22 protein-coding genes and 1 other annotated feature are annotated in these 22,462 nt (G+C 45.0%); of the genes, 2 read left to right on the plus strand and 20 right to left on the minus strand.

What is annotated here, in order from left to right; genetic code table 11:
* Window positions 1–335 precede the first annotated feature (335 nt).
* The gene (locus KGMB01110_RS05620; RefSeq protein WP_119297790.1) at window positions 336–1,646 is read left to right on the plus strand and encodes an alpha-amylase family glycosyl hydrolase; all 1,311 of its coding nucleotides are present in this window, start codon (window positions 336–338) and stop codon (window positions 1,644–1,646) included.
* A gap of 157 nt (window positions 1,647–1,803) precedes the next feature.
* Here the strand turns inward: KGMB01110_RS05620 and KGMB01110_RS05625 are convergent, their stop codons facing one another.
* From KGMB01110_RS05625 to KGMB01110_RS05705, 17 genes are all read right to left on the minus strand, one after another.
* A complete protein-coding gene (locus KGMB01110_RS05625) occupies window positions 1,804–2,310 on the minus strand; it encodes a flavin reductase family protein (protein ID WP_119297791.1) in 507 nt (168 codons plus the stop codon).
* 101 nt (window positions 2,311–2,411) lie between these two features.
* On the minus strand, window positions 2,412–3,635 hold the full coding sequence (gene tyrS / locus KGMB01110_RS05630) for a tyrosine--tRNA ligase (protein ID WP_119297792.1): 1,224 nt from the start codon (window positions 3,633–3,635) through the stop codon (window positions 2,412–2,414).
* Between the two features lie 102 nt (window positions 3,636–3,737).
* Window positions 3,738–4,023 (minus strand) — a binding site (T-box leader).
* 55 nt (window positions 4,024–4,078) lie between these two features.
* Window positions 4,079–4,864: a tRNA pseudouridine(38-40) synthase TruA gene (gene truA / locus KGMB01110_RS05635; RefSeq protein ID WP_119297793.1), complete on the minus strand. Its 786-nt coding sequence runs from the start codon at window positions 4,862–4,864 to the stop codon at window positions 4,079–4,081.
* 67 nt (window positions 4,865–4,931) lie between these two features.
* The gene (locus KGMB01110_RS05640; protein ID WP_119297794.1) at window positions 4,932–5,756 is read right to left on the minus strand and encodes an energy-coupling factor transporter transmembrane component T family protein; all 825 of its coding nucleotides are present in this window, start codon (window positions 5,754–5,756) and stop codon (window positions 4,932–4,934) included.
* Window positions 5,749–6,597, minus strand: a complete 849-nt coding sequence (locus tag KGMB01110_RS05645) for an energy-coupling factor transporter ATPase (protein ID WP_117889623.1) — start codon at window positions 6,595–6,597, stop codon at window positions 5,749–5,751. Before KGMB01110_RS05645 ends, KGMB01110_RS05640 begins: the two co-directional genes overlap by 8 nt.
* A complete protein-coding gene (locus tag KGMB01110_RS05650; RefSeq protein WP_117889624.1) occupies window positions 6,588–7,433 on the minus strand; it encodes an energy-coupling factor transporter ATPase in 846 nt (281 codons plus the stop codon). The genes KGMB01110_RS05645 and KGMB01110_RS05650 overlap by 10 nt, the downstream gene beginning before the upstream one ends.
* A gap of 110 nt (window positions 7,434–7,543) precedes the next feature.
* Window positions 7,544–8,716: an NAD(P)-dependent malic enzyme gene (locus tag KGMB01110_RS05655; RefSeq protein WP_119297795.1), complete on the minus strand. Its 1,173-nt coding sequence runs from the start codon at window positions 8,714–8,716 to the stop codon at window positions 7,544–7,546.
* Between the two features lie 153 nt (window positions 8,717–8,869).
* Window positions 8,870–9,388: a peptidylprolyl isomerase gene (locus tag KGMB01110_RS05660; RefSeq protein ID WP_119297796.1), complete on the minus strand. Its 519-nt coding sequence runs from the start codon at window positions 9,386–9,388 to the stop codon at window positions 8,870–8,872.
* 55 nt (window positions 9,389–9,443) lie between these two features.
* Window positions 9,444–10,136, minus strand: coding sequence for a hypothetical protein (locus KGMB01110_RS05665; protein WP_243112685.1), 693 nt, complete (start codon window positions 10,134–10,136; stop codon window positions 9,444–9,446).
* Window positions 10,133–11,122 carry an NAD(P)/FAD-dependent oxidoreductase gene (locus tag KGMB01110_RS05670; RefSeq protein WP_119297797.1) on the minus strand — a complete coding sequence of 330 codons (990 nt, stop codon included), beginning with the start codon at window positions 11,120–11,122 and terminating at the stop codon, window positions 10,133–10,135. The genes KGMB01110_RS05665 and KGMB01110_RS05670 overlap by 4 nt, the downstream gene beginning before the upstream one ends.
* Before the next feature lie 475 nt (window positions 11,123–11,597).
* The gene (gene proC / locus KGMB01110_RS05675; protein WP_119297798.1) at window positions 11,598–12,398 is read right to left on the minus strand and encodes a pyrroline-5-carboxylate reductase; all 801 of its coding nucleotides are present in this window, start codon (window positions 12,396–12,398) and stop codon (window positions 11,598–11,600) included.
* 43 nt (window positions 12,399–12,441) lie between these two features.
* Complete coding sequence (mutY, locus tag KGMB01110_RS05680; protein WP_119299100.1) at window positions 12,442–14,175, minus strand: A/G-specific adenine glycosylase; 1,734 nt, start codon at window positions 14,173–14,175, stop codon at window positions 12,442–12,444.
* Window positions 14,176–14,380: 205 nt separating this feature from the next.
* The gene (locus KGMB01110_RS05685; protein WP_117889631.1) at window positions 14,381–15,205 is read right to left on the minus strand and encodes an amino acid ABC transporter ATP-binding protein; all 825 of its coding nucleotides are present in this window, start codon (window positions 15,203–15,205) and stop codon (window positions 14,381–14,383) included.
* The gene (locus tag KGMB01110_RS05690) at window positions 15,189–15,899 is read right to left on the minus strand and encodes an amino acid ABC transporter permease (RefSeq protein ID WP_117889633.1); all 711 of its coding nucleotides are present in this window, start codon (window positions 15,897–15,899) and stop codon (window positions 15,189–15,191) included. Before KGMB01110_RS05690 ends, KGMB01110_RS05685 begins: the two co-directional genes overlap by 17 nt.
* Window positions 15,900–15,942: 43 nt before the next feature.
* Window positions 15,943–16,821: a transporter substrate-binding domain-containing protein gene (locus KGMB01110_RS05695; protein WP_117889635.1), complete on the minus strand. Its 879-nt coding sequence runs from the start codon at window positions 16,819–16,821 to the stop codon at window positions 15,943–15,945.
* Between the two features lie 156 nt (window positions 16,822–16,977).
* Window positions 16,978–17,802 (minus strand): undecaprenyl-diphosphate phosphatase, encoded by an 825-nt coding sequence (locus KGMB01110_RS05700; RefSeq protein ID WP_119297799.1) that lies wholly within the window; start codon window positions 17,800–17,802, stop codon window positions 16,978–16,980.
* Between the two features lie 3 nt (window positions 17,803–17,805).
* The gene (locus tag KGMB01110_RS05705) at window positions 17,806–18,645 is read right to left on the minus strand and encodes a Cof-type HAD-IIB family hydrolase (protein WP_119297800.1); all 840 of its coding nucleotides are present in this window, start codon (window positions 18,643–18,645) and stop codon (window positions 17,806–17,808) included.
* 159 nt (window positions 18,646–18,804) lie between these two features.
* Between KGMB01110_RS05705 and KGMB01110_RS05710 the strand changes: the two genes are divergently transcribed.
* Window positions 18,805–19,884 carry a coiled-coil domain-containing protein gene (locus KGMB01110_RS05710; RefSeq protein ID WP_117603089.1) on the plus strand — a complete coding sequence of 360 codons (1,080 nt, stop codon included), beginning with the start codon at window positions 18,805–18,807 and terminating at the stop codon, window positions 19,882–19,884.
* A gap of 175 nt (window positions 19,885–20,059) precedes the next feature.
* On the opposite strand, the gene KGMB01110_RS05715 is transcribed toward KGMB01110_RS05710, so the two are convergent.
* From KGMB01110_RS05715 to KGMB01110_RS05725, 3 genes are all read right to left on the minus strand, one after another.
* Window positions 20,060–21,019, minus strand: a complete 960-nt coding sequence (locus KGMB01110_RS05715) for a D-2-hydroxyacid dehydrogenase (protein WP_117603090.1) — start codon at window positions 21,017–21,019, stop codon at window positions 20,060–20,062.
* A gap of 17 nt (window positions 21,020–21,036) precedes the next feature.
* Entirely contained in the window at window positions 21,037–21,915 is an 879-nt protein-coding gene (locus tag KGMB01110_RS05720) for a glycyl-radical enzyme activating protein (RefSeq protein ID WP_119297801.1), read from the minus strand.
* Window positions 21,916–22,062: 147 nt separating this feature from the next.
* Window positions 22,063–22,386, minus strand: coding sequence for a PTS sugar transporter subunit IIB (locus KGMB01110_RS05725; RefSeq protein WP_117603092.1), 324 nt, complete (start codon window positions 22,384–22,386; stop codon window positions 22,063–22,065).
* Between the last annotated feature and the right edge of the window lie 76 nt (window positions 22,387–22,462).

The following is a 22,462-nucleotide window of genomic DNA, read 5'->3' on the forward strand; positions in this document are numbered from 1 at the left end:
TGTTCAGTCATGGAAATCATATGCTCCGGGGCTTTGGTGCATATTTTTTCCCAATTCGTCATACTGCATTATTATATTATGCTGATTTTTCAATGTCAACCTCTTTTGTCCACTTTCTCGTTTTTTCTTTGGATTTTGTATATTTTTGCACTTCTTTAGATCCTTATTACCCAGATTTCGTTTTCTTTTCCAGAATTCGCAGCTGAATCTGTGCTATAATTTTTCTTGGAAATGTTTTTTGTCTTAAATACACTTGTTCTTTTATTCGGAGCAAGACAGGCGTCATTAAGAATTTTCAATTCCAATATCATTATAAATAGAAAGCAGGTAATTTTATGTGGGCTTATAACGAAACTTTTTATCAGATCTATCCGATCGGATTCTGCGGCGCACCGGTACAAAACGACGGTCAGTATGTCCCCCGGATCCGCAAGCTTCTGGACTGGAGCAGTTACCTGGAAAAGCTCGGTATCGGTTCCATCATCCTGAATCCGGTTTTCGAATCCGACAACCATGGTTACGATACCCGGGATTTCACACAGATTGACTGCCGTCTCGGCACAAACGATGATTTCCGGGAAGTCTGTCAGGATCTGCATACACACGGTATCAAAGTCATCCTGGACGGAGTATTCAACCATGTGGGACGTGGTTTCTGGGCTTTTCGGGATGTTCAGGAAAAGAAATGGGACTCTCCCTATAAAGACTGGTTCCACATCAGTTTTGAGGGAAACAGCGCATATAATGACGGATTTTGGTACGATGGCTGGGAAGGACACTTCGAACTGGTCAAATTAAATCTGCAAAATCCACAGGTCGTGGAGTATCTGCTGGACTGCGTCCGTTTCTGGATCGATACTTTTGAGATTGACGGACTTCGTCTGGACGTTGCTTATAGTCTGGATCACAATTTTATGCGTCGTCTCCGCTCTTTCTGCGAAGAATTAAAACCAGGCTTTGCTCTGATCGGAGAAGTTCTATTCGGGGACTATAATCTGATCGTTAATGATCAGATGTTACACAGTTGTACCAATTATGAATGTTATAAAGGCATTTATTCCAGTTTTAACTCCATGAATCTTTTCGAGATCGCCCATTCTTTAAATCGTCAGTATGGCCCGGAAGACTGGTGCATTTACCGTGGAAAGCACCTGATGAATTTTGTGGACAACCATGATGTCACCCGAATTGCCAGTATTCTGACCAACCCCTCTCATTTACCTCTGGCTTATGGTCTGCTTTTTGGAATGCCTGGAATCCCCTGCATCTATTATGGCAGTGAATGGGGCGAACCAGGTGTGAAAGCTCCCGATAATGATTATGCTCTTCGCCCCTGTTTTGATGCTCCAAAGGAAAATGAACTCTCTCACTTTGTCCATCAGCTTATCCAGATCCGCAAGCACAGCGATGCTCTTTGCAATGGCTCTTACCGAAATGTCCAGATCACCAACCACCAGCTAATCTTTGAACGCCGTACCGATTCCCAGCGAATCCTGGTTGCCATCAATGCCTCTGGCGATTCTTTCTGGATGAATCACGGAGAACTTCATGGAACATTCCGGGATCTGATTACAGGAAATACCACAGAGCTTCAAGGAGCGATAGAACTCTCTGGATACAGTATACTATATCTGGAGCAGATCTAAGCATCCTACCAAAACGGCAGTTCCGCCAAAGATACCTTTCATCGTACCTCACGGGAACTGCCGTTTTAAATCTTTTATCGCTGTTTCTACTTATAGATTTTTCACGTGCTATATCCGTTCTTTTTCATGTCACAGTCAACGACCGTTTTATCTACACTTACTCTTTCACCAGAACTTTTGTAATTTCAGCCATATACATGATGTGGTAATCTTTTCCAAGATACCATTTTCCATCATTCTCGGTCTCGTCAAAACATTCCGGTTTCATTTCCTGATGATACTGTTTCTTGCAAACAAAAATCATGTCCGCCTCTTCAAATGCGGTCGTACCATCCACATAATAAGGCGTCAGTCCTGCTTCTTTTTCTTTCTCGCAGTCTTTACCGGATTTGGTACCGCAGATGTTTAATGCCTGACGATAGTCTTCTGAATAGAAGGAAATGGTAAAGGTGTCCTTCTGATCTACAAATTCTTTGGTATATCTCTGTGGGCGAATGTATACGGTTGCCACATGTTTGCCCCACATTTCTCCCAGCGCACCCCAGCTTGCCGTCATGGTGTTGTGTGCGTTCTCATCTCCTGCTGTGATCAGCATCCATTCTTTTCCGATCTTGGTAAATGGATTAAACGCCAGATCTTCAATTTTCACTTCTTTAAATGCCATCCCGTATTCCCTCTTTCTTTATATTTCTACGTTATGTTTCTGTGTTTTCGTCAGTGTCTTTTCCTGCAATCTACGCATCTTTTCAGATTTTCCAAACAGAATTACTCTGCTACGACTTTGCGGAAGTTCTTCTTACCTTTCTTCACAACCACACCGTCTCCGGCAAATACATCTTTCTCAAATATCTGGTAAATGTCTGTGACTTTTTCTCCGTCTACTGCAACTCCTCCCTGCTGTACTGCACGGCGTGCCTCAGATTTGGACGGGACCAGACCGCTCTTTAACAGAACCGTAAGGATATCAATCTTACCTTCTGTGAAATCTTCTTCTGTCAGGGCAGCTGTCGGCATGTCTGCTGCATTTCCCTTGCTGAAAAGTGCTCTTGCACTGTCCTGTGCTCTCTGAGCTTCTTCCTCACCGTGAACCATCTTGGTCAATTCAAATGCCAGGATTTCTTTTGCCTGATTCAACTGACTCCCTTCCCATTTGTCCATCTCGTCGATCTGCTCCAACGGCAGGAATGTCAGCATGCGGATACATTTCAGAACATCTGCATCTGCGACATTTCTCCAGTACTGATAGAAATCAAAGGGAGAGGTCTTATTCGGATCCAGCCATACGGCACCCGCCTGTGTTTTTCCCATTTTCTTTCCTTCGGAATTCAGCAGAAGGGTAATGGTCATTGCACTGGCATCTTTTCCCAGTTTCCGGCGGATCAGTTCTGTACCTGCCAACATGTTGCTCCACTGGTCATCCCCACCAAACTGCAGGTTACAGCCGTATTTCTGGTATAGTGCGTAGAAGTCATACGCCTGCATGATCATGTAGTTGAATTCCAGGAAACTTAAGCCCTTTTCCATTCTCTGCTTGTAGCACTCTGCAGTCAGCATACGGTTGACACTGAAATGCGCACCGACTTCGCGGAGCACTTCCACATAATTCAAATCCAACAGCCAGTCTGCATTATTGACCATCAATGCCTTTCCTTCAGAGAAATCAATGAACCTGCTCATCTGCTCTTTGAAACAATCGCAGTTGTGCTGAATGGTTTCCGGTGTCATCATCTGGCGCATATCACTTCTTCCGGACGGATCTCCGACCATACCGGTTCCTCCACCGATCAGGGCGATCGGCTTGTTGCCTGCCATCTGCAGACGTTTCATCAGACAAAGGGCCATGAAATGTCCTACATGGAGGCTGTCTGCGGTCGGGTCAAACCCAATATAAAAGGTTGCTTTCCCATTGTTGATCAGGTCTGAGATCAGGTCTTCATCTGTCACCTGGGCGATCAGCCCTCTCGCCTTTAACTCTTCGTATAAAGTCATTTTTTTGCTCTCCTTTTTTGAATCTTATCTTTTATTTTTCCGAGGTTTGAAATGTATGCAAGCTCAGGTGGATAATGAAAAACGCCCTTAAAGTCCCAAGACTTTAAGGGCGAATGTCTCTTTCGCGGTACCACCTTAATTCACTGACTGTTTATGATCATCTGTCTCATTCTTTATGATGATCACTCAGTCTGCCTCTGTCGACAGCTATCACTGTCCTGGCTGGTATAACGTCCGCCACCACGTCGCAGCCTACTCAGAACTTCTTTCACTTCGGTACGATGCTCCGAGATGTATTCACAGATCCGAATTCCTCTACGCCTCTCACCAACCGGCAACTCTCTGTCTGGTTCTATGACCTGCTACTCTTTCTCTTCCTTGCATTTCTCAACTCTGTACCCTATAGTACATGATTTCCATTTGTATTGTCAAGACCTCCGAACTTATTTTCTTCCTTTGTTCTCGCCAGATTGACTGGCTGAAGTTTCCGAATCCTTATACTCAATCTCCATCAGCATCAGCCCATGCGGAGGCGCTGTCACTCCTGCGGATTTTCGATTCTTCGCTTCCAGAATCTCTTTTACCTGTTCCGGTGTATAGAAGCCCCGTCCGACTCTCAGCAGGGTTCCGACAATGATCCGCACCATATTGTAGAGAAACCCATTCCCCCGGATGCGAAACGTAATCTGATCGCCTTTCGTCAGAACTTCCAGACTGTATACCGTCCGCACCGTATCTTCTACATTGGTCCGAATATTGCAGAAGCTGACGAAATCATGAGTTCCTTCCAGGTAGGACGCCGCTTTTCGCATTGTCTCAATATCCAGCGGATAGGACACAAAATAATTGGTCAGACGTCTGGTCGGATCCGGAATTCTGGTATGAATCACATGATATTCATAAGTCTTGCTCACATCCTGATATCTGGGATGCCAGTCAAGAGGTACTTCATCCGAAGCCACCACCACAATATCCTCCGGAAGCCTCTGATTCAGTGCATAGGAAAATCGTTCCGGCGGAATGGTGGATTCTGTATCAAACACTGCCACATTTCCCAGCGCATGTACACCGGAATCTGTCCGGCTTGCCCCGATCACCGCTGTTTCCACCTTCGTCAGCTTCGTGATTGCCTTATTCAATACTTCCTCGATGGTGATCCCGTTTGGCTGGATCTGCCATCCACAGTAATTGGTGCCGTCATATGCCACCCGTAACCTGATTCGTTTCATGATTCCTTCCTTTGTATCCGATCATTCTCCGAATACTCCACCTGTATTCTTCTGTTTCTCTGTCTTCCTAAAAGATCCACAGATGAATCGGCAGTATCCGACCGCCTGCTGCCATCGCGATAAAAAACAAAATTGTAATCGCGTAAGCTGCCCGGTCACGCGACTCATACACCAGCGGTTTCATCTTCGTCCGACCTTCTCCTCCGCGGTAACATCTGGACTCCATCGCCATAGCCAGATCATTAGCCCGACGGAACGCCGACACGAACAACGGTACCAGAATCGGCACCATACTTTTCATTTTCTGGATCATATTTCCGGATTCCAGATCTGCTCCTCTGGCAATCTGCGCCTTCATGATCTTATCCGTCTCTTCCAGCAGGATCGGGATAAATCGAAGGGCAATGGACATAATCATTGCGATCTCATGTACCGGAACTCTGATCTTGTTCAGCGGATTCAACAGCGTCTCAATCCCGTCTGTCAATGCATTTGGGGTAGTGGTAAATGTCATCAGCGAGGATCCTGCAATCAGATAAATCAGCCGGATCGACATATATACCGCGGTGCGAAGTCCTTTTTCTGTGATCGTGAAGACCCAGAAATGAGCCAGCACGGCACCGCCCTGTGTGAAAAACAGATTCATCACGCCTGTAAAAAGCAAGAGAATCAGAACCGGTTTCAGTCCTCGTATGATAAAGGATGCCGGCACTTTTGACAATGTAATCACTGCCACCAGAAAAATGGTTGCCAGCAAATATCCGGTCACATTGTTCTGAACAAACAGCGAGATCAGGAATATCAGGGTACATACGATTTTGACCCTGGGGTCTAATTTATGCAAAATGCTGTCCACCGGATAATACTGTCCGATTGTAATCTCTCTAACCATGAATACTCCTCATTATCTCTGTTGCTGCTTCTTCTATCGTTGTTGCATCTGTTTTTACGTTCATTCCATGTTCCGCCAGCGCATGCATGATGTAAGTCACCTGCGGCGCCGCCAGCCCGATTTCTTCCAGTTCTTTATAATGGGCAAACACTTCCTTCGGTGTCCCGTCAAACGCCTTTTTCCCATGATCCATAACCACCAGACGATCCACATATTTTGCCACGTCTTCCATACTGTGAGAAACCAGCACGACCGTCATGCCGGTCTTTTCTTTCAGTTCTGCGATCTGATCCAGAATGTCATCCCGGCCCTTCGGATCCAATCCTGCCGTCGGCTCATCCAGAATCATCACCCTGGGCTTCATGGCCAGGATTCCGGCAATCGCTACTCTTCGTTTCTGTCCGCCGGACAGTTCAAAAGGCGAATCTTTATAGGCACTTTCCGGAAATCCTACCAGTTCCAGTGCCTCTCTTGCCCGCGCCTCGCATTCTTCCGGCGACAGCCCCTGATTCTTCGGCCCGAAACATACGTCCGTCAGCACATCCACCTCAAATAACTGATGCTCCGGATACTGGAAAACCAGGCCCACCTGGGTACGCAGTTTTTTCATGTTGTACCCAACCTGATAAATATTTTCCCCTTCATAGTACAGCGCACCTTCCGTGGCTTTTAAAAGACCGTTCATATGCTGGATCAGCGTCGATTTCCCCGATCCGGTATGACCGATGATCCCCACGAAGGACCCCTGCGGGATCTCCAGACTCACATCATCCAGTGCCGCCTTTTCATAGGCCGTTCCCGGACTGTATTTATAACTGATATGCTCTAATTTTATCGACATAATGCTTCCACCAATTCTTCCGTTCTTAAGATGCCATCCGGTAATTCCAGTCCCCGCCGCTTCAATTCATAGGCAAGCATGGTCACCTGCGGCACATCCAGACGATATTTCTTCAATGTATCGACCTGACTGAAAATCTCCCGCGGCGTTCCTTCCATCACCACATGTCCCTGATCCATCACATAGATCTTATCTGCGTCCACCACTTCTTCCATATAGTGTGTGATCAGGATCACCGTCATGTGCTTGCGCTCCCGTAAAAGCTGTACCGTCTTCAGCACTTCCTTACGTCCGTTCGGATCCAGCATGGCGGTAGGCTCATCTAGCACAATACATTTTGGCTCCATCGCAATCACTCCCGCAATCGCTACTCTCTGCTTCTGTCCTCCAGACAGTTTGTTCGGAGATTCCTTACGATGTTCATACATTCCCACCGCTTTCAGGCTTTCCTTCACACGATTCCAGATTTCTTTGGTGGGAACCCCCAGATTTTCCGGTCCAAATCCTACATCTTCTTCCACAATGGTTCCGATGATCTGGTTGTCGGGGTTCTGGAATACCATTCCCGCACTCTGCCGGATATTCCACAGTTCTTCCATCTGTCGGGTATCTTTTCCGTCCACCCACACTGCACCTTCTGTAGGGGAGAGAAGTACATTCAGATGCTTCGCGAAGGTGGATTTCCCGGAGCCATTATGCCCCAGCACAGCGATAAACTGCCCTTCCTCCGCATCAATATCCACGTGATCAATGGCGCGGTGTGTCCCAGTCACATTACCCTCTTCATCCCGTTTCACATATTCATAAACCAGATCTTCTGATTGTACCATTTTCATGAATCGTCTGTCTCCTGTCTGTTTCTGATTCTGCCGCTCTCTTCGTATCTGCAACTTCCCTTATCTGTTTTCGCAAGGTTACATTCCTTGTTTATCTTCTCATTTTCCGATTATGCTCTGGCAATTCCGGTCTCTCTTGCCTTCTTTGCGACCGCCTCTGCTACGGTCTTTGCCACACGCTCGTCAAATACATCCGGAATAATGTATTCTTCGTTAATTTCTTCATCTGTTACGATTTCAGACAGCGCATACACTGCCGCAATCTTCATTTCTTCTGTAATATCGGTTGCTCTCGCATCCAATGCCCCGCGGAATACGCCCGGGAATACCAGTACGTTATTAATCTGGTTTGGATAATCGGATCTTCCGGTTGCGATCACACGTGCTCCGCCTTTTTTTGCTTCTTCCGGCATAATCTCCGGGATTGGATTTGCCATAGCAAATACAACGGCATCGTCTGCCATCGTGGATACCATTTCAGCGGTCAGTACTCCCGGTGCGGACACACCTACGAACACGTCTCTTCCCTTGATCACTTCTGCAAGGGTTCCATGGATCTGTTCCTTGTTGGTCTTTTCTGCCATCTCTGCCTGTGCTTCGTTCATCCAGTCTTCTCCCGGTGCCAGAGCTCCGTTCTTATCTACAAGAACCACATCGCCCACACCGATTTCCAGAAGCAGACGGCAAATGGAAATTCCCGCACTTCCGGCTCCGTTGATCACGACTTTTACATCCTCGATTTTCTTTCCGACACAGCGTAACGCTCCAAGAAGTCCTGCCGATACCACGATAGCCGTTCCATGCTGGTCGTCATGGAATACCGGGATATCCAGTTCTTCTTTCAGGCGTCGTTCGATCTCAAAGCAGCGCGGTGCAGAGATATCCTCCAAGTTGATTCCGCCAAAGGTCGGGGCAATCCGTTTGACCGTCTCTACAATCTCATCTGTATCTTTGGTATCCAGACAAATCGGAAATGCATCAATCCCTGCAAATCTCTTAAACAGGATGGATTTTCCTTCCATAACCGGCATGCCGGCTTCCGGTCCGATATCTCCCAGTCCCAGGACTGCGGTTCCATCCGTAACTACTGCTACCAAATTGCCCTTTGAAGTATATTTATACACATCGTCCCTGTTATCACGGATCTTTCTGCAAGGTTCCGCAACACCCGGAGTATACGCTATACTTAAATCTTCTCTGGTCTCTACCTTTGCTTTTGATACAATTTCCAGTTTTCCTTTCTGTGCTTCCAACTGCTCCAGTGCAGCTTTACTGTAATCCATGTTTTCTCCCAATCCTTTCTGCGTCTATACAACTGTTTAGTGTTTTTCTTCTTACGCTTCCGCTCCATTTCATTTCCCCGGGTTATCCCCGCGAACGCTCCGGAGCTATTTACGGTCGAGCTCCTTCAATCATCCCTGCGCTTTTCGCTTCTTCTATGCTCTCTCCGGCTCCGGATAAGTCTCTCCGAATGTCTCAACAGTCACTTTCTTCATTTTCTGTTCTTCCAACGGTCTGTCGCTGAAATCTGTACGAACTGCTGCAATCTTATTCACCACATCCATTCCTTCTGTAATCTTACCAAACGCTGCATATGCGCCATCCAGATGAGGTGCCTTTTTATGCATGATAAAGAACTGGGATCCTGCTGAATCCGGATGCATAGCGCGTGCCATGGAAAGCACCCCTTCATCATGAGCCAGATCATTTGCAAAACCGTTCTGTGAAAATTCTCCCTTAATAGAATATCCCGGGCCACCCATTCCGTTTCCGTTCGGGCATCCTCCCTGGATCATAAATCCCGGAATGACGCGATGGAAGATCAGTCCGTCATAGAATCCCTTATTGATCAGTGAAATAAAGTTGTTAACTGTGTTCGGAGCCAGTTCCGGATACAGTTCTGCTTTCATAACGTCGCCATTCTCCATTTCGATTGTTACTACTGGATTTGCCATTGCTTTTTCCTCTTTTCTTCGTTTTTATTTCTTTAAATGTTCGCTCTTTCTTATATTATTTCTGCGTATTCTCAGATTCCTGTTTCTCACTTCTTTCAGAATACGCTCTGCCTTCCATTTTATCGGATTCCCTCAGATCCGTCAATCGTATGAGACCGCCTTTTTCTTCCTGTCCGGTCTCCCACAGATCCTTTAACAGGAACTCCGTTTCTTCCCCGTAAGTCGCCACCTGGATTTTGAACCCGTCCAACGGATCTCCTCCAATTCCTTCTTCATAGCCATAGCACAGAAACCAGTGCCAGATAAAATCTTTGTAGTCCTGATTCCAGTGTCTCAGCATCAGGTAAGGAACCGGCATCCCCTGATTGATCTGCTCTCTGATAAATACAGCCGCCTCTCTCCAGGTATGATTCCCTGAGAATCCACCGGTTTCGATGGTTTCTACCTTACAATCCTCCAGATACCGGTCAAATCCTTCCAGAAACATGGAAAGCTTCTTTACCCCCTGAATACGCGGTCGTAAATAGGGCTTCATTTTCATGGAGAATGAAATATAATCTTCTTTCGTCATCTCTTCGACATTTCCCGGATACAGTTGTTCCAGCCCTTTATATTTCGCCAGATAAATGCAACTGTCACAGGCAGTTGCCGCGGCGCATCCGCCCATATACATGACCACATTGCGGAACCACTCCTGATTGCCGCCCACGGCTCCGTCTATGGAAAAATAATTCAGTTTCCGTTTCATGCATTTGTTCCTTTTTCTGTTTCGTTTTCCGCTGTATCTGCTGCCGCCAACACACTTTCTTCAGAGACAGCTTCCCGGTCCTGCTCCGCCAGTTCGTTGCAGGCTGCCAGTGCGGCCACGGCACCGTCTGCTGCCGCCGTCGTAAGCTGTCGGATTTCTTTGGTTCGGCAGTCTCCCGCCGCAAACACTCCGTCTCTGGACGTCTTACAGTCTTCTCCTGCCTTGATAAATCCGGACGCATCCAACTCTACCAGTTCCGCAAATTGCTGATTCTTCGGCAGATAACCGATTGCCACAAAAACTCCGTCCACCGGCAGTTTCGCCATCTCCTGTGTCTTCGTGTTCTGCAGCTTCAGTCCTTCCACAAACTCGGTTCCGAGCAGTTCTGTCGCGATCGTGTTGCGGATCAACTCTACATTTTCCAGGGTTTCCAGGGTATGCAGCAAACTCTGCTCTCCGCGGAATTCTTCCCGTCTGTGGATCACATACACTTTCTTGCAGTAATTTGCCAGAAAGACTGCATCCTGAAGCGCAGTGCTTCCTCCGCCGATCACAGCCACCTCTCTGCCGCTGAAAAACATGCCGTCACAGGTCGCGCAATAAGACACGCCCGCACCGGTCAGCTTCTTCTCGTTCGGAAGGCCCAGGAGGCGGTGCGTCACTCCCGTCGCCAGAATCACCGTTTTGCAGGAATAGGTTTCCCGCTCCGTCACAATTTCCTTATAGGCTCCCAGATCCCGGATCTCCTTTACCGCAGTCCGAAATGTTTTGGCGCCAAGGCTTTCTGCCTGATCTTTCAGATTCTCCGCAAACTCACTTCCGGTGATACTTAAGATTCCCGGATAATTTTCCACTTTACTGGACGCGACGATCTGTCCGCCGTAACTCTGAGATTCAAAGACCGCTGTCTGCTTTCCGGCTCTCTGTCCGTAAACGGCTGCCGTCAGCCCTGCGGTTCCTCCTCCCACGATTCCGATATCATACATCTGCGTTTCCTCCTTTTTATATCCCCGATTCTGTTCAAGAAAGTTTTCCGTTTTCTATCTTTCATTTTCCATTTCAGTTGCCGGTCTTTCTTCTGTTTCAAAGACTTCCGGTAACTTTCCCAATTTTAAATTTCATCCGTTTCTCAAGCCATTCTCTCAATTATAAAGCAGTTATAAACACGTTTCATAATTTATTAGGAATCTCTTCATATTCCTTTTATGGTTTAAACACAGTTTTGCCACAATTTCCCTTTATAGTAGTTACTGTAATAGCTGTTACACAGTAATGGGTGCCCGACTAAAAACAAAAGCCTTTGTGCTTTTTATATAAATTTCTTTTTCATATTTTCCTAAGGAACCGTGCGTCTTGCGCGGCTCTTTTCGTTGTTATTTTTCTTACGCCGGTTTATCATCGGCGCTTTCTTGTTTTTTGCCGTTCCGTCGAATTCCCGATTTTTATTCTATTCGTTCTGTTTTACAGTTTTCCGGAAATTTCCGTGCAGGCTTTCATTGCCTCGATCACTGCGCTTCGGAATCCTTTTTCTTCCAGCACTCTCACGGCTTCAATCGTCGTTCCTGCCGGCGAGCATACCATATCTTTTAATTCTGCCGGATGTTTACCGGTCTCCAGTACCATTTTCGCACTTCCATAAACTGCCTGTGCTGCGAACTGATAAGCCTGAGCTCTCGGCATTCCGTCTGCCACGGCCGCATCTGCCATCGCTTCGATAAGCATAAATACATAGGCCGGGGAACTTCCGCTGACAGATACCACCACATCCATCAGACGTTCCGGAACCACTTCCACTTTTCCAAACGCGGAAAGGATCGACAACGCACAGTCCAGATCTTCTTTCGTCACCTGTGCGTTCGGGCAGGCTGCAGTCATTCCTTCCCCTACCATCGCAGGTGTATTCGGCATCGTCCGAACGATCTTTAAATCTCTTCCGAATTGTTCTTTCAGCCACTCCAGCGTTTTTCCGGGTGCAATCGTAATCAGAAGCTGATCCTCTTTTACCAGATCTTTGATCTCCACGATCACGTCCGGATAAAACTGAGGTTTCACCGACAGAATCACGATTTCTGCTTCTTCTACTACCTTTTTATTATCTTCGGTTACACAGATTCCATAAGTCTCTTTTACTTTTTTTCTGCCAGCCTCTGACTGATCCGCTCCTATGATCTCTTCCGGTTTAAAAATCCCCTGACTGATGATGCCACCCATGATAGCACCTGCCATATTTCCCGTTCCGATAAATCCCAGTTTTTTCTCCATGTTCCCTGCTCCTTTCCTGTTTGTTCTGTTTTTCTCTATTTTCCTATCTCGGCACTTCTTTTTTATATGCCTCAAACGCTGACGGAATCGGATAAACCTTTTCCAGTTCATCCAGACCGGCAAAGATTAGCGGCTCCGTACAGTTTTTCTCCAGTTCATCCACTCGGATCCGATAACCGGTCATGTGCCATTCCACGTGACTGAAAATGTGTTTCGTCGCCGGAAGCGGCCATACCTGGATCGGCGATAATCCGATGGACTTACTATACTCCACCACTTCATCCTGTGTCAAATGTCCCTCCAGATTCGGGAATTCGTAGAGTCCTGCCAGAAGTCCTCGCTTGGATCGTTTTCGAATAGCGATTTGTTCATTATCTTCGAACAGTAAAATGGTCTTCTTTTCGATCCTGCGCTCTTTTGCTTTCTTCTTTACCGGAATCTCCTCCGTCAGATTCTCCCGGTATGCCACGCAGTTCTCAGCAATCGGACAGCTTTCACACAGCGGTGCCCCGTTCGGCACACAGACAATGGCACCGATTTCGATCAGTCCCTGGTTGAAATCACTGGCCGCTTCTTTCGGAATTACTTCCCGAAGTGCTTCCTCGATCCGGGTTTTGTTTTTTGCCTTCATAATATCTTCCCTGCTACCCAGATACCGCGTCAGAACACGCAATACATTGCCGTCCACTGCCGGTTCCGGGATTCCGAAGGCGAAGGACGCGATTGCGCCCGCTGTGTAGCTTCCGATTCCCTTCAATTCCCGGATCTTATCATAATCTTCCGGAAAATATCCCCCGAATTCTTCCTGTATCTGAATCGCTGCCTGTTGCATATTCCGCACCCGATTATAATAGCCCAGTCCTTCCCAAAGTTTCAGGATCGTATCCTCCGGTGCTTCCGCCAGATCTTTGATCTCCGGCAACGCTTCCAGAAACCGTTCATAGTAGCGTTTGACTGCTTCTACCCGGGTCTGTTGCAACATGATTTCCGACACCCATACATGATAGGCAGACACCTGCTCTCTCCAGGGCAGTTTTCTTTTATTGGCCCGGAACCAGTTCACCACCGGGTCCTGCAGTTCCATCAATGTCGGTTCTCTCAATATAACCGGTACTTCCCGATTCAATGTCAACGTATCCCGTTCCACCAGGCAATCATATGCCAGAATCTTCACACCGGCTTTCTGCGCTTTCACCAGAGCTTCTGCAAATTCCGGCTGGGTCTTCTTGTTAGGGGTGAAATATTTTACCCCCTCCATCTGGATCACAAATAAAATACAGGCTTCATATCCGGCTTTTACGGCTTTGATCAGTTCTTCCACATGCTTGACCGCACGCTCACTGGGCGCATCCGGAAACAGTACTACGCCTTCCCGCTCCAGTGTCACACCTTTCACTTCTACAAAAGCTTTTCGCTCCTGATTTTCCAGATACAGATCAAATCTGGAATTGCCAAAAGTAGTCTCCGGTCGTACCACCGTCGGATTCGGCAACAGATTTCCTGCTTCCACCCACTCCTTTGCCACCTGATTGGGGGCCTGAGAATCCAGATTGATCAGACGATTCTGCTTTTCGACCGTCACTAGATCCCACTGCGTCTTTCTTCCTTCTCCCGCTCCCTTTTCCAGCCAGACTCTTGTGCCGGGGATCAGCAGTTCTTTGCACCGTCCGGTATTTTTCACGTGAACCGCCTCTTCTTTTCCATCCAGCATCACATGGGCAATAAACCGATTGGGTCTGTCTTTAAATATCGCTTCCGTTATCTGTTTATATTTCATATTTTTTCTAATCCTTTTCCCCGATACTCCTGTATCTACCATTATTCTGCATTTGCTGATACCACAAGGCTTTCCTCACACTGCATCCGCTGAGACCACAAAGCTTTCCTCTCACTGTATCCGCTGATCTCACAATGTTTCCACCGCACTATATTTCCGCATATCACAAAAGGGGCCGCATATCTGCCGCCCCTTTTGACATGAATCATAATACTTTTGATAAAAATTCTTTCAGCCGCGGATTCTTCGGATTTCCAAAGAACTCTTCCGGTGCTGCTTCTTCCATGATCCGTCCGTCGTCCATGAACAGAACCCGATTTGCAACTTCTCTTGCGAATCCCATCTCATGCGTTACCACAACCATGGTCATTCCTTCTTTTGCCAGACTCTTCATCAGATCCAGAACCTCTCCTACCATTTCCGGATCCAACGCCGAAGTCGGTTCATCAAAGAGGATTACATCTGGATTCATCGCCAGCGAACGAATGATCGCAACTCTCTGTTTCTGTCCTCCGGAAAGCGTGGATGGATAAACATCCGCCTTATCCTCCAGACCGATCCGCTTCAACAGTGCCAACGCATGTTCTCTTGCTTCGGCTTTGACCTGCTCCTTCGTCTTCTCGATCGGGATCAGATCTTCTTTCTGACTGCGGAACAGATTTTTTATTTTAATTCCTGTATTTTTACGTTTTGCTTTCTTGATATCTTTGCATCCCAGATACACTGGTGCAAGCATGACATTCTGGATTACTGTTTTATTATTGAACAGATTGAAATGCTGAAATACCATTCCCATATGTCTGCGGTGCACGTTGATATCGACTTTCATATCCGCGATATCCACGCCCTTGAAAATGATGCTGCCGCCTGTCGGATCTTCCATACAGTTCAGGCAACGCAGGAATGTACTCTTTCCGGAACCGGAAGGACCGAGCACTGCAACGATATCACCTTTGTTGATGGTGGTATTGATGCCTTTTAAGACTTCCACATCCCCAAAGTTCTTTTTCAGATCAATTACGTCTATCACTCTTCTTCAGGCTCCTTTCCAATAATTTGATCAACAATGAAATAAACAGTACCAGCACAATGTAGATCAGTGCCATTACCAGATACGGAACCATAAATTCATAGCTGTTGCTTCCGATATAGCTGAATGCCACATACAAATCAGAAGCTCCTACAAAACTTACAACGGAAGTTTCTTTGATCAGAGAGATGAACTCATTTCCCAGCGTTGGAAGAATATTCTTCACAGCCTGAGGAATCACAATCTTCACCATACTGGCTCCAAATCCCAGTCCCACTGCACGTCCTGCTTCCATCTGTCCTGCATCGACTGACTGAATTCCACTTCGCATGATCTCTGATATGTAGGCTCCACTGTTAAGCCCGAATACCAGCATCGCCACCTGTACTCCCGTAATATGCCAGCCGATGATCGGCAGCAATACATAATAAAATACCAGCAGCTGAACCACCATAGGTGTTCCTCGAAACAGCGCAACGTAACAACTGCAGATTCCATTTAACACTCTCGGCAGAACTTTATATTTTGGCAGCACACGTACGGTCGCGATCAGCGTACCGATCACGATACCGATCAGCAGACCGGTCACTGCGATCAACAGCGTATTCTGTAATCCCTGAACAACTTTTACATAGCCGTTCTGATCCAGAAATACTTCGATAAATTTTTCAACTTTCCGATCAAAATTTCCCATAAACCTACCAGGCCTTCCCTTTTGTTTTCTCAGGTGTGCCTAATTACTGCACGTCATTGATTGCGGATGAAATTGCTGCTGCCGGAGCTGCATCGATGATTACATACTGGATGCTTCCATTCAGCATATCCTGTACCGCTAAAGATCCGCTCTTGTAAGTTACACATTTTGCTTCCAGACCGTCAAATCCCCAGTCCTCATCACCTTCTACATAGTACTGACCGGTTGTTCCTGCCTGAACACCAATGGATACAGAACTGTCTAATTCTGCCAGTTTTGCTGCCACATCATCTGCTGTCTTGCAGTCATCAAATGCAGTATCATCACTTCTTACGATCAGTCTCTGAGAAGCTTTATAGTAAGAGTCTGTAAATGTTACATATTCCTGTCTCTCTTCGTTGATGGTCAGACCTGCCATTGCAATGTCGCATTTCTGCTGACTTACAGACAGACAAACTGCATCAAAGTCCATGTTCTGGATCACCAGTTCTTTTCCAAGCTCTTTTGCAAGCAGGGAAGCGATTTCCATATCGATACCGTAATAAGTGTCACCCTTTGTATACTCAAATGGTTCGAATGCTGCGTTTGTTGCAACAACCAGCTGGTCTTTGGAGCTGTCAAGTTCTGCGGATTCTACTCCTTCCGGCTCACCGGATCCGAAATATTTATCACAAATCTCATCCAGAGTTCCGTCGTCTTTGATCTTCTGGATAAATGCATTGGTCTGCTCCAGCAGTTCCGGCTGATTCTTATCCACACCGAACGCATACTCTTCATCTGTCAGATCGATATCAATCACCTTTGCAGTCACTGCTCCATCGGATTTCTTATCGTCTGCTGAATCATTGCTTTTTCCACCACAAGCTGCCATAGAAAGAACACATGCAGCAGCAAGTACTACGCTTAAAAGTTTCTTTTTCATCTTTTTCTCCTCCTTAATAAATGTCCCTGAAAAACGGGATTATGCATAAACATGCACAATTAGTTTTAATATTATCACGTTTTTCCGAAAAAACAAGCCCATTTCTCTAATTTCCTGCGTATTCTGCTAATATTCCGATTTATATTATGCATAAAATCAGATTAATGCTTTTATCCCGAAATAAAGCAGTACGATAATTCCCAGTACGATTCGATAATAACCGAAAACCTTGAAATCATGTTTCTTGATATATCCCATCAGGAATTTGATGGCTACTACGGAGACTCCGAACGATACCGCACATCCAAGGATCAGTAAGAAGAATTCTCCCACTGTAAAATGAAATCCAAATTTTACGATCTTCAGGAAACTTGCACCGAACATGACTGGGATCGCCAGGAAAAATGTAAATTCAGCAGCTACTGCTCTGGATGCCCCGATCAAAAGTCCTCCAAGAATCGTTGCACCCGATCTGGACGTGCCCGGGATCAAGGCCAGCACCTGAAATCCTCCGATTGCCAATGTCATCGGGATGGTCAGTTGCGACAATCTCTCAGCCTTTGGTTTTGTGCCCTTTTTATAGTCCTCCACAAACAGGAAGCCAATACCATACAGAATCAACATCAGAGCTACGACAAACGCATTCATCATATGGGCATCAATCCAGTCATCCAACAATAAACCGAAAACCAGAGCCGGCAAGGTTGCAATGACGACCTTCACCCAAAGCTGAATCGTCATGAGTTTCTGTTTTTCCGTTTTTCTGGAAGAAAATGGATTTAGTTTTTCAAAGTAAATTACCACAACCGCCAGGATTGCTCCAAGCTGAATCACTACATTAAACATAGATACAAAGGCATCACTGGATTTCAGATGAATAAATTCTTCCACCAGGATCAGATGACCGGTACTGCTGATCGGCAACCATTCTGTGATTCCCTCTACCAGTCCCAGTATGATTACTTTTAACGCTTCTAACATCTTTTATTCCCCCTCTCCGAACACCAAGTGATCGATCATGTGGGCTACTCCCTCTTCTTCGTTACTTCTTGCAATCAGATCAGCAGCCTCTTTCGCCGCGTTGATGGCGTCTGCTACCGCAACACCAATTCCACACATCCGTAACATTTCACAGTCGTTCTCATTATCTCCGAATGCCAGGATCTCCTCCGGTTTGATTCCCAGCTCTTCTCCCAGAGCGCACATTCCTTTTCCTTTATCCACGCCGGCCGCATTGACTTCCAAATCTTCTTCCACTGAAGAAACCACTTCGACTCCGCCAATCTGTAAAATCCGTTCTCTGGCCTTCTTTTGCTCTTCTTTCCTCTTGAAAAAGGCCCGCACCTTATCTAATCCACCCGGATTTGCTTCCAGGATCTCCCAGAGAGAAGATACCATCTGCCTGCTATCCAGTATGTATTGCATTGCATAAGGACTTGTTATCGTTTCTTTCAATTCCGGAAGCTGCCCGATGTTCAGGTAACTTTGCCCATGGCAATGTAATTCCGGGATTGTATCGTAATTCTCAAAAATATGAAGGATCTCTTCTGCCTTGTCCTGTGGAATCAGGATTTCTTTTAAGGCCTCCCCTGTTTCGATTTCTACGATTCTTCCTCCATTGGAAGTCAGTGCATAACGAATCCCCTCAAACTCCTTCAATTCTTTCGGTACTCCATTATAAGGTCTGCCAGTGGCAACCACCACTTCGATTCCCGCGTCGATTGCCTTTTTCAGAACCGATCTCGTATAGGGTAGCAGCTCTTTTTTATTGGTCAGCAACGTCCCATCCAGATCCATTCCGATCATTTTTATTCTATGATTCATAATGTATCCTTTCTATGCTTAAATCTTCCAGTCAAATTTCTTCCAGTCAAATTCTTTTCTATTGTAGCAAAATTTGCTTAATAAAGCAATTTGTAGTATAATACTCAGGCAACCGTTTTTGAAACGAAATTGAATATTGATCAGAAAGGAATCTATTTTATGAATTTGCGATTGAAATGTAAGCTACATGCCTGCACTGCGATTGCATGTACTTTCATGATGGCCTTTTCTTCTTTGACCGTATGTGCGGAAGATATCAACGATATGCAGAACAAAAAATCCGAGCTGCAGAATCAGTTGAATTCCATTAATTCCGAGCTAGACAAGATCAGCGGTGAGATTACGGATCTGCAGATGCAGATGGAGGTGACCGAGGCCGAGATCCAGCGTACCAAAGACGCCCTCGCCGATGCGAAGGAAAAAGAAGACGCCCAATACGAAGATATGAAAGTTCGGATTCAATATATGTACGAATCCGGTAATACGACACTCCTGCAACTCCTGTTCTCTGCGAAAAACATGTCCGATTTTCTGAATAAAGCAGATTTCATCCAGAATATCAGCAGTTACGACCGTGATATGTTAAAGGAGTTAAAAGATATCCGTCAGGATATTGCAGACCAGAAAGAAACTCTGGACGAGCAGAAAGCATCTTTCAGTGATCTGAAAGACGAACTGAATACCAAACAGACCGAACTTCAGGCCAAAGCCAAAGAAACTTCTACCAATCTGGCAGAATACGAAAAGAAGATTGCCGAAGCGCAGGCTGCCGAAGAAGCAAGAAAACAAGCAGAAGCCGCTGCCGCAGCCGCAGCAGCCGGTTCCTCAGGGAATCGTGCCAACACATCCGGTACTCCGACCAACAACGGCTCTAATATGAACGTTAGTGCCAGTGAATTGGATGTATTTGCAGCAATTCTGGACTGTGAAGCGATACAGGATTACAACTCCATGTTGGCTGTTGCAACCGTTATTATGAACCGTGTCAACAGTTCCAGTTTTCCGAACAGTATCAGTGGTGTTGTATACGCACCCGGACAGTTCCAGCCGGTATGGACCGGTAAATTAGAGCGAAAGATTGCAAGTGGACCGAGCTCCCTAGCTTATCAGGTTGCAAAAGCAGCCCTCGGTGGAGCCAGACTGTCAGAGGTCAGCAACTGTTACTATTTCCTCTATGCTCCATCCACCGGCCGTGCAGGTGTGGTTATCGGAGACAACCTGTTCTTCCCATCATGGTGAGAACTGATAATGATAGCCGATTTAACAGAAAGCGCTGTAAAAGATTAACTTCTCAATTAAGAAACACCAGTTCCGGCAAATGTCGATTCTGGTGTTTCTTTGTTTTATTCCTTTTGTAAAAATAACAATTCATGTATCCCATCCCCATCTGATATGGCGATTGCCGTCTAATGTTCTAAAATACAACATTAATTGCTTTCTTTTGTAAATAAGCTTCTATATTAGAAAGTGTTGTCTCCATAATACGCTGACGACATTCTATGGACGCCCATGATATATGCGGCGTAATCAAACAATTCTCAATATTTAATAATGGATTATCCTCTGCAATGGGTTCTGTAGAAACAACATCCAAACCTGCTGCTCTCACCTTACCACTTTTAAGAGCATCTGCTAATTCTTGCTCATTTATCAATCCACCTCGTGAGTTGTTAATAATAATCACTCCATCTTTCATTTTAGCAATGGAATCCTTATTAATCATTTGTTGGTTATCCCTTGTCAAATTACAGTGTAAACTAATCACATCACTTTTTTCATACAGTGCATCCAAATCTACATACTCTGCTAATTTTTTCCCACTTTCATTACAGTTCACATCATACGCAATTACATTCATTCCTAAAGCCCGAGCAATTTTCCCCTCTGCCTGACCAATTCTTCCAAAACCAATAATTCCCATCGTTTTCCCTGCCAATTCAATCAACGGATAATCCCAATAACACCAATCTACACATTTTGACCAAACACCTTCTTGAACGGTATCATTATGATGACCAATATGACAACATATTTCCAGTAAAAGAGCTATTGAATATTGAGCTACTGAATCAGTACCATAACTTGGAACATTGCATACTGTTACTCCAGCCGCTTTTGCCTCAATAACATCAACGACATCATATCCAGTAGCTAAGACGCAAATTAGCTTTAAATCTTTTGAAGCCTCTATAATTTTTTTTGAAATCGGCGTTTTATTTGTAATTATAATTTCTGCTCCCTCAATCCGTTTCAAAATTATTTCTTCCTTATTTTCTGTGCGATCGAAAATAATAACCTCGCCATATTCATTTAGTTTTTCCCAGCTCAAATCCCCTGGGTTTTCTGTATATCCATCTAATATCACAATTCTCATACTATTTTCCCTTTCTACTATTGAATTTTTGTATCGATACCATACTCAACAAATAAATTTGCTATTGTTTTCAATTCATCGCGATCCATATTTTTTTTATCCCCCATAGGCCATTTCATGCCAAGGGTCTCATATTTTGTTTTTCCAAATGCGTGAAATGGCAAGAGCCACACTTTTGGTTTCGTCTCTAGCGTTTTTATAAACCGAATATCAGTTTCCAATATCTGCATCGAATCATTATATCCAGGAATAATCGGCATTCTTATTTCAAACGCTTTTCCAATCTTATCCATAAACTGTATATTTTTTAAAATATTTGAATTTGACACTCCGGTCATTTTTTTATGTTCTGAATCTGATGCACACTTCAGATCAACATATACCAAATCAATATACTTTAATACCTCATTAAAAATTTCCTGACTACAATATGCCGTTGTATCAAGCAAAGTATGAATACGCTCATGCTTACATTGCTTGATAATTTCCAATAAAAACATTGGTTGCCTTAATACCTCACCTCCACTGAATGTCACTCCACCGTCCGACTCTTTATAAAGCATGGAGTCTTTTCTTATCTCTTCCATCACCTGATCTGATGTCATTGATTTACCAACCAACTTTCTGGCACAATACATACATACTTCCATGCATTTGCCACATCCAATACACCCTTTCCTTGTAAATACCGCACCCGTAGGACAAACCTCTTTACATGCCATACAGTGTACACATTTATCGCTATAATACATCATTTCTGGTTGACTACTTTGTGACTCTGGGTTTGCACACCATAAACATCGTAATGGGCATCCTTTAAAAAACACTGTAGTTCTCAGACCTGGACCGTCATGCAATGAAAGATTTTGAATATCAAATATAATACCTGATTCCATCTCAATCTCCTTTTATATTTTAGCCAATAACTTCTTTTTCACTACCACATCCAATAATCAAGCATAACCATAATAAGATCAAAGCTGCACAGGCTTTAAGCAAGAACCTAAGCCTGTACAGCTCTTTAAGATTATTTAAAATACCTATTATTTTTTCGAAATCAGACCATCATTTGCTGCTTTTTCCAAATACGGCTTTAAAGCTTCTTTCATCTTCTCTTTTCCACTTATCATATTCACAACAGTAACGACATCGATATGTGATCTAACACTATCGGGAATTCGTTCTCCCAGCCCCGCCGTTGTTATAAGCAAATCACAAGATACTGTTTCAACTTTCGAAAAAGAAGTCTCATCAATTTCTATATCTTTAATATTATACCCAAGTTCAGAAATACTATTTGAAACAAGTTTTTTTGCCATTATGCTAGTACCAACTCCATTTACACAAATTGTCATGATTTTATACATACTATTTCCTCCTAATTTCTAAGTAAAGTTAATTTTCTTCGAACTATATAAGTTCACCATAATTGGCAAGTCACTT

The sequence above is a fragment of the Mediterraneibacter butyricigenes genome (assembly GCF_003574295.1).
Lineage (GTDB): Bacteria > Bacillota > Clostridia > Lachnospirales > Lachnospiraceae > Mediterraneibacter_A > Mediterraneibacter_A butyricigenes.

Excerpts from the sequence above, each read along its gene's own strand:
- KGMB01110_RS05620 (WP_119297790.1), top strand. The coding sequence starts at position 336 with ATGTGGGCTTATAACGAAACTTTTTATCAGATCTATCCGATCGGATTC.
- KGMB01110_RS05625 (WP_119297791.1), bottom strand. The coding sequence starts at position 2,310 with ATGGCATTTAAAGAAGTGAAAATTGAAGATCTGGCGTTTAATCCATTT.
- tyrS (WP_119297792.1), bottom strand. The coding sequence starts at position 3,635 with ATGACTTTATACGAAGAGTTAAAGGCGAGAGGGCTGATCGCCCAGGTG.
- truA (WP_119297793.1), bottom strand. The coding sequence starts at position 4,864 with ATGAAACGAATCAGGTTACGGGTGGCATATGACGGCACCAATTACTGT.
- KGMB01110_RS05640 (WP_119297794.1), bottom strand. The coding sequence starts at position 5,756 with ATGGTTAGAGAGATTACAATCGGACAGTATTATCCGGTGGACAGCATT.
- KGMB01110_RS05645 (WP_117889623.1), bottom strand. The coding sequence starts at position 6,597 with ATGTCGATAAAATTAGAGCATATCAGTTATAAATACAGTCCGGGAACG.
- KGMB01110_RS05650 (WP_117889624.1), bottom strand. The coding sequence starts at position 7,433 with ATGAAAATGGTACAATCAGAAGATCTGGTTTATGAATATGTGAAACGG.
- KGMB01110_RS05655 (WP_119297795.1), bottom strand. The coding sequence starts at position 8,716 with ATGGATTACAGTAAAGCTGCACTGGAGCAGTTGGAAGCACAGAAAGGA.
- KGMB01110_RS05660 (WP_119297796.1), bottom strand. The coding sequence starts at position 9,388 with ATGGCAAATCCAGTAGTAACAATCGAAATGGAGAATGGCGACGTTATG.
- KGMB01110_RS05665 (WP_243112685.1), bottom strand. The coding sequence starts at position 10,136 with ATGAAACGGAAACTGAATTATTTTTCCATAGACGGAGCCGTGGGCGGC.
- KGMB01110_RS05670 (WP_119297797.1), bottom strand. The coding sequence starts at position 11,122 with ATGTATGATATCGGAATCGTGGGAGGAGGAACCGCAGGGCTGACGGCA.
- proC (WP_119297798.1), bottom strand. The coding sequence starts at position 12,398 with ATGGAGAAAAAACTGGGATTTATCGGAACGGGAAATATGGCAGGTGCT.
- mutY (WP_119299100.1), bottom strand. The coding sequence starts at position 14,175 with ATGAAATATAAACAGATAACGGAAGCGATATTTAAAGACAGACCCAAT.
- KGMB01110_RS05690 (WP_117889633.1), bottom strand. The coding sequence starts at position 15,899 with ATGGGAAATTTTGATCGGAAAGTTGAAAAATTTATCGAAGTATTTCTG.
- KGMB01110_RS05695 (WP_117889635.1), bottom strand. The coding sequence starts at position 16,821 with ATGAAAAAGAAACTTTTAAGCGTAGTACTTGCTGCTGCATGTGTTCTT.
- KGMB01110_RS05700 (WP_119297799.1), bottom strand. The coding sequence starts at position 17,802 with ATGTTAGAAGCGTTAAAAGTAATCATACTGGGACTGGTAGAGGGAATC.
- KGMB01110_RS05705 (WP_119297800.1), bottom strand. The coding sequence starts at position 18,645 with ATGAATCATAGAATAAAAATGATCGGAATGGATCTGGATGGGACGTTG.
- KGMB01110_RS05710 (WP_117603089.1), top strand. The coding sequence starts at position 18,805 with ATGAATTTGCGATTGAAATGTAAGCTACATGCCTGCACTGCGATTGCA.
- KGMB01110_RS05715 (WP_117603090.1), bottom strand. The coding sequence starts at position 21,019 with ATGAGAATTGTGATATTAGATGGATATACAGAAAACCCAGGGGATTTG.
- KGMB01110_RS05720 (WP_119297801.1), bottom strand. The coding sequence starts at position 21,915 with ATGGAATCAGGTATTATATTTGATATTCAAAATCTTTCATTGCATGAC.
- KGMB01110_RS05725 (WP_117603092.1), bottom strand. The coding sequence starts at position 22,386 with ATGTATAAAATCATGACAATTTGTGTAAATGGAGTTGGTACTAGCATA.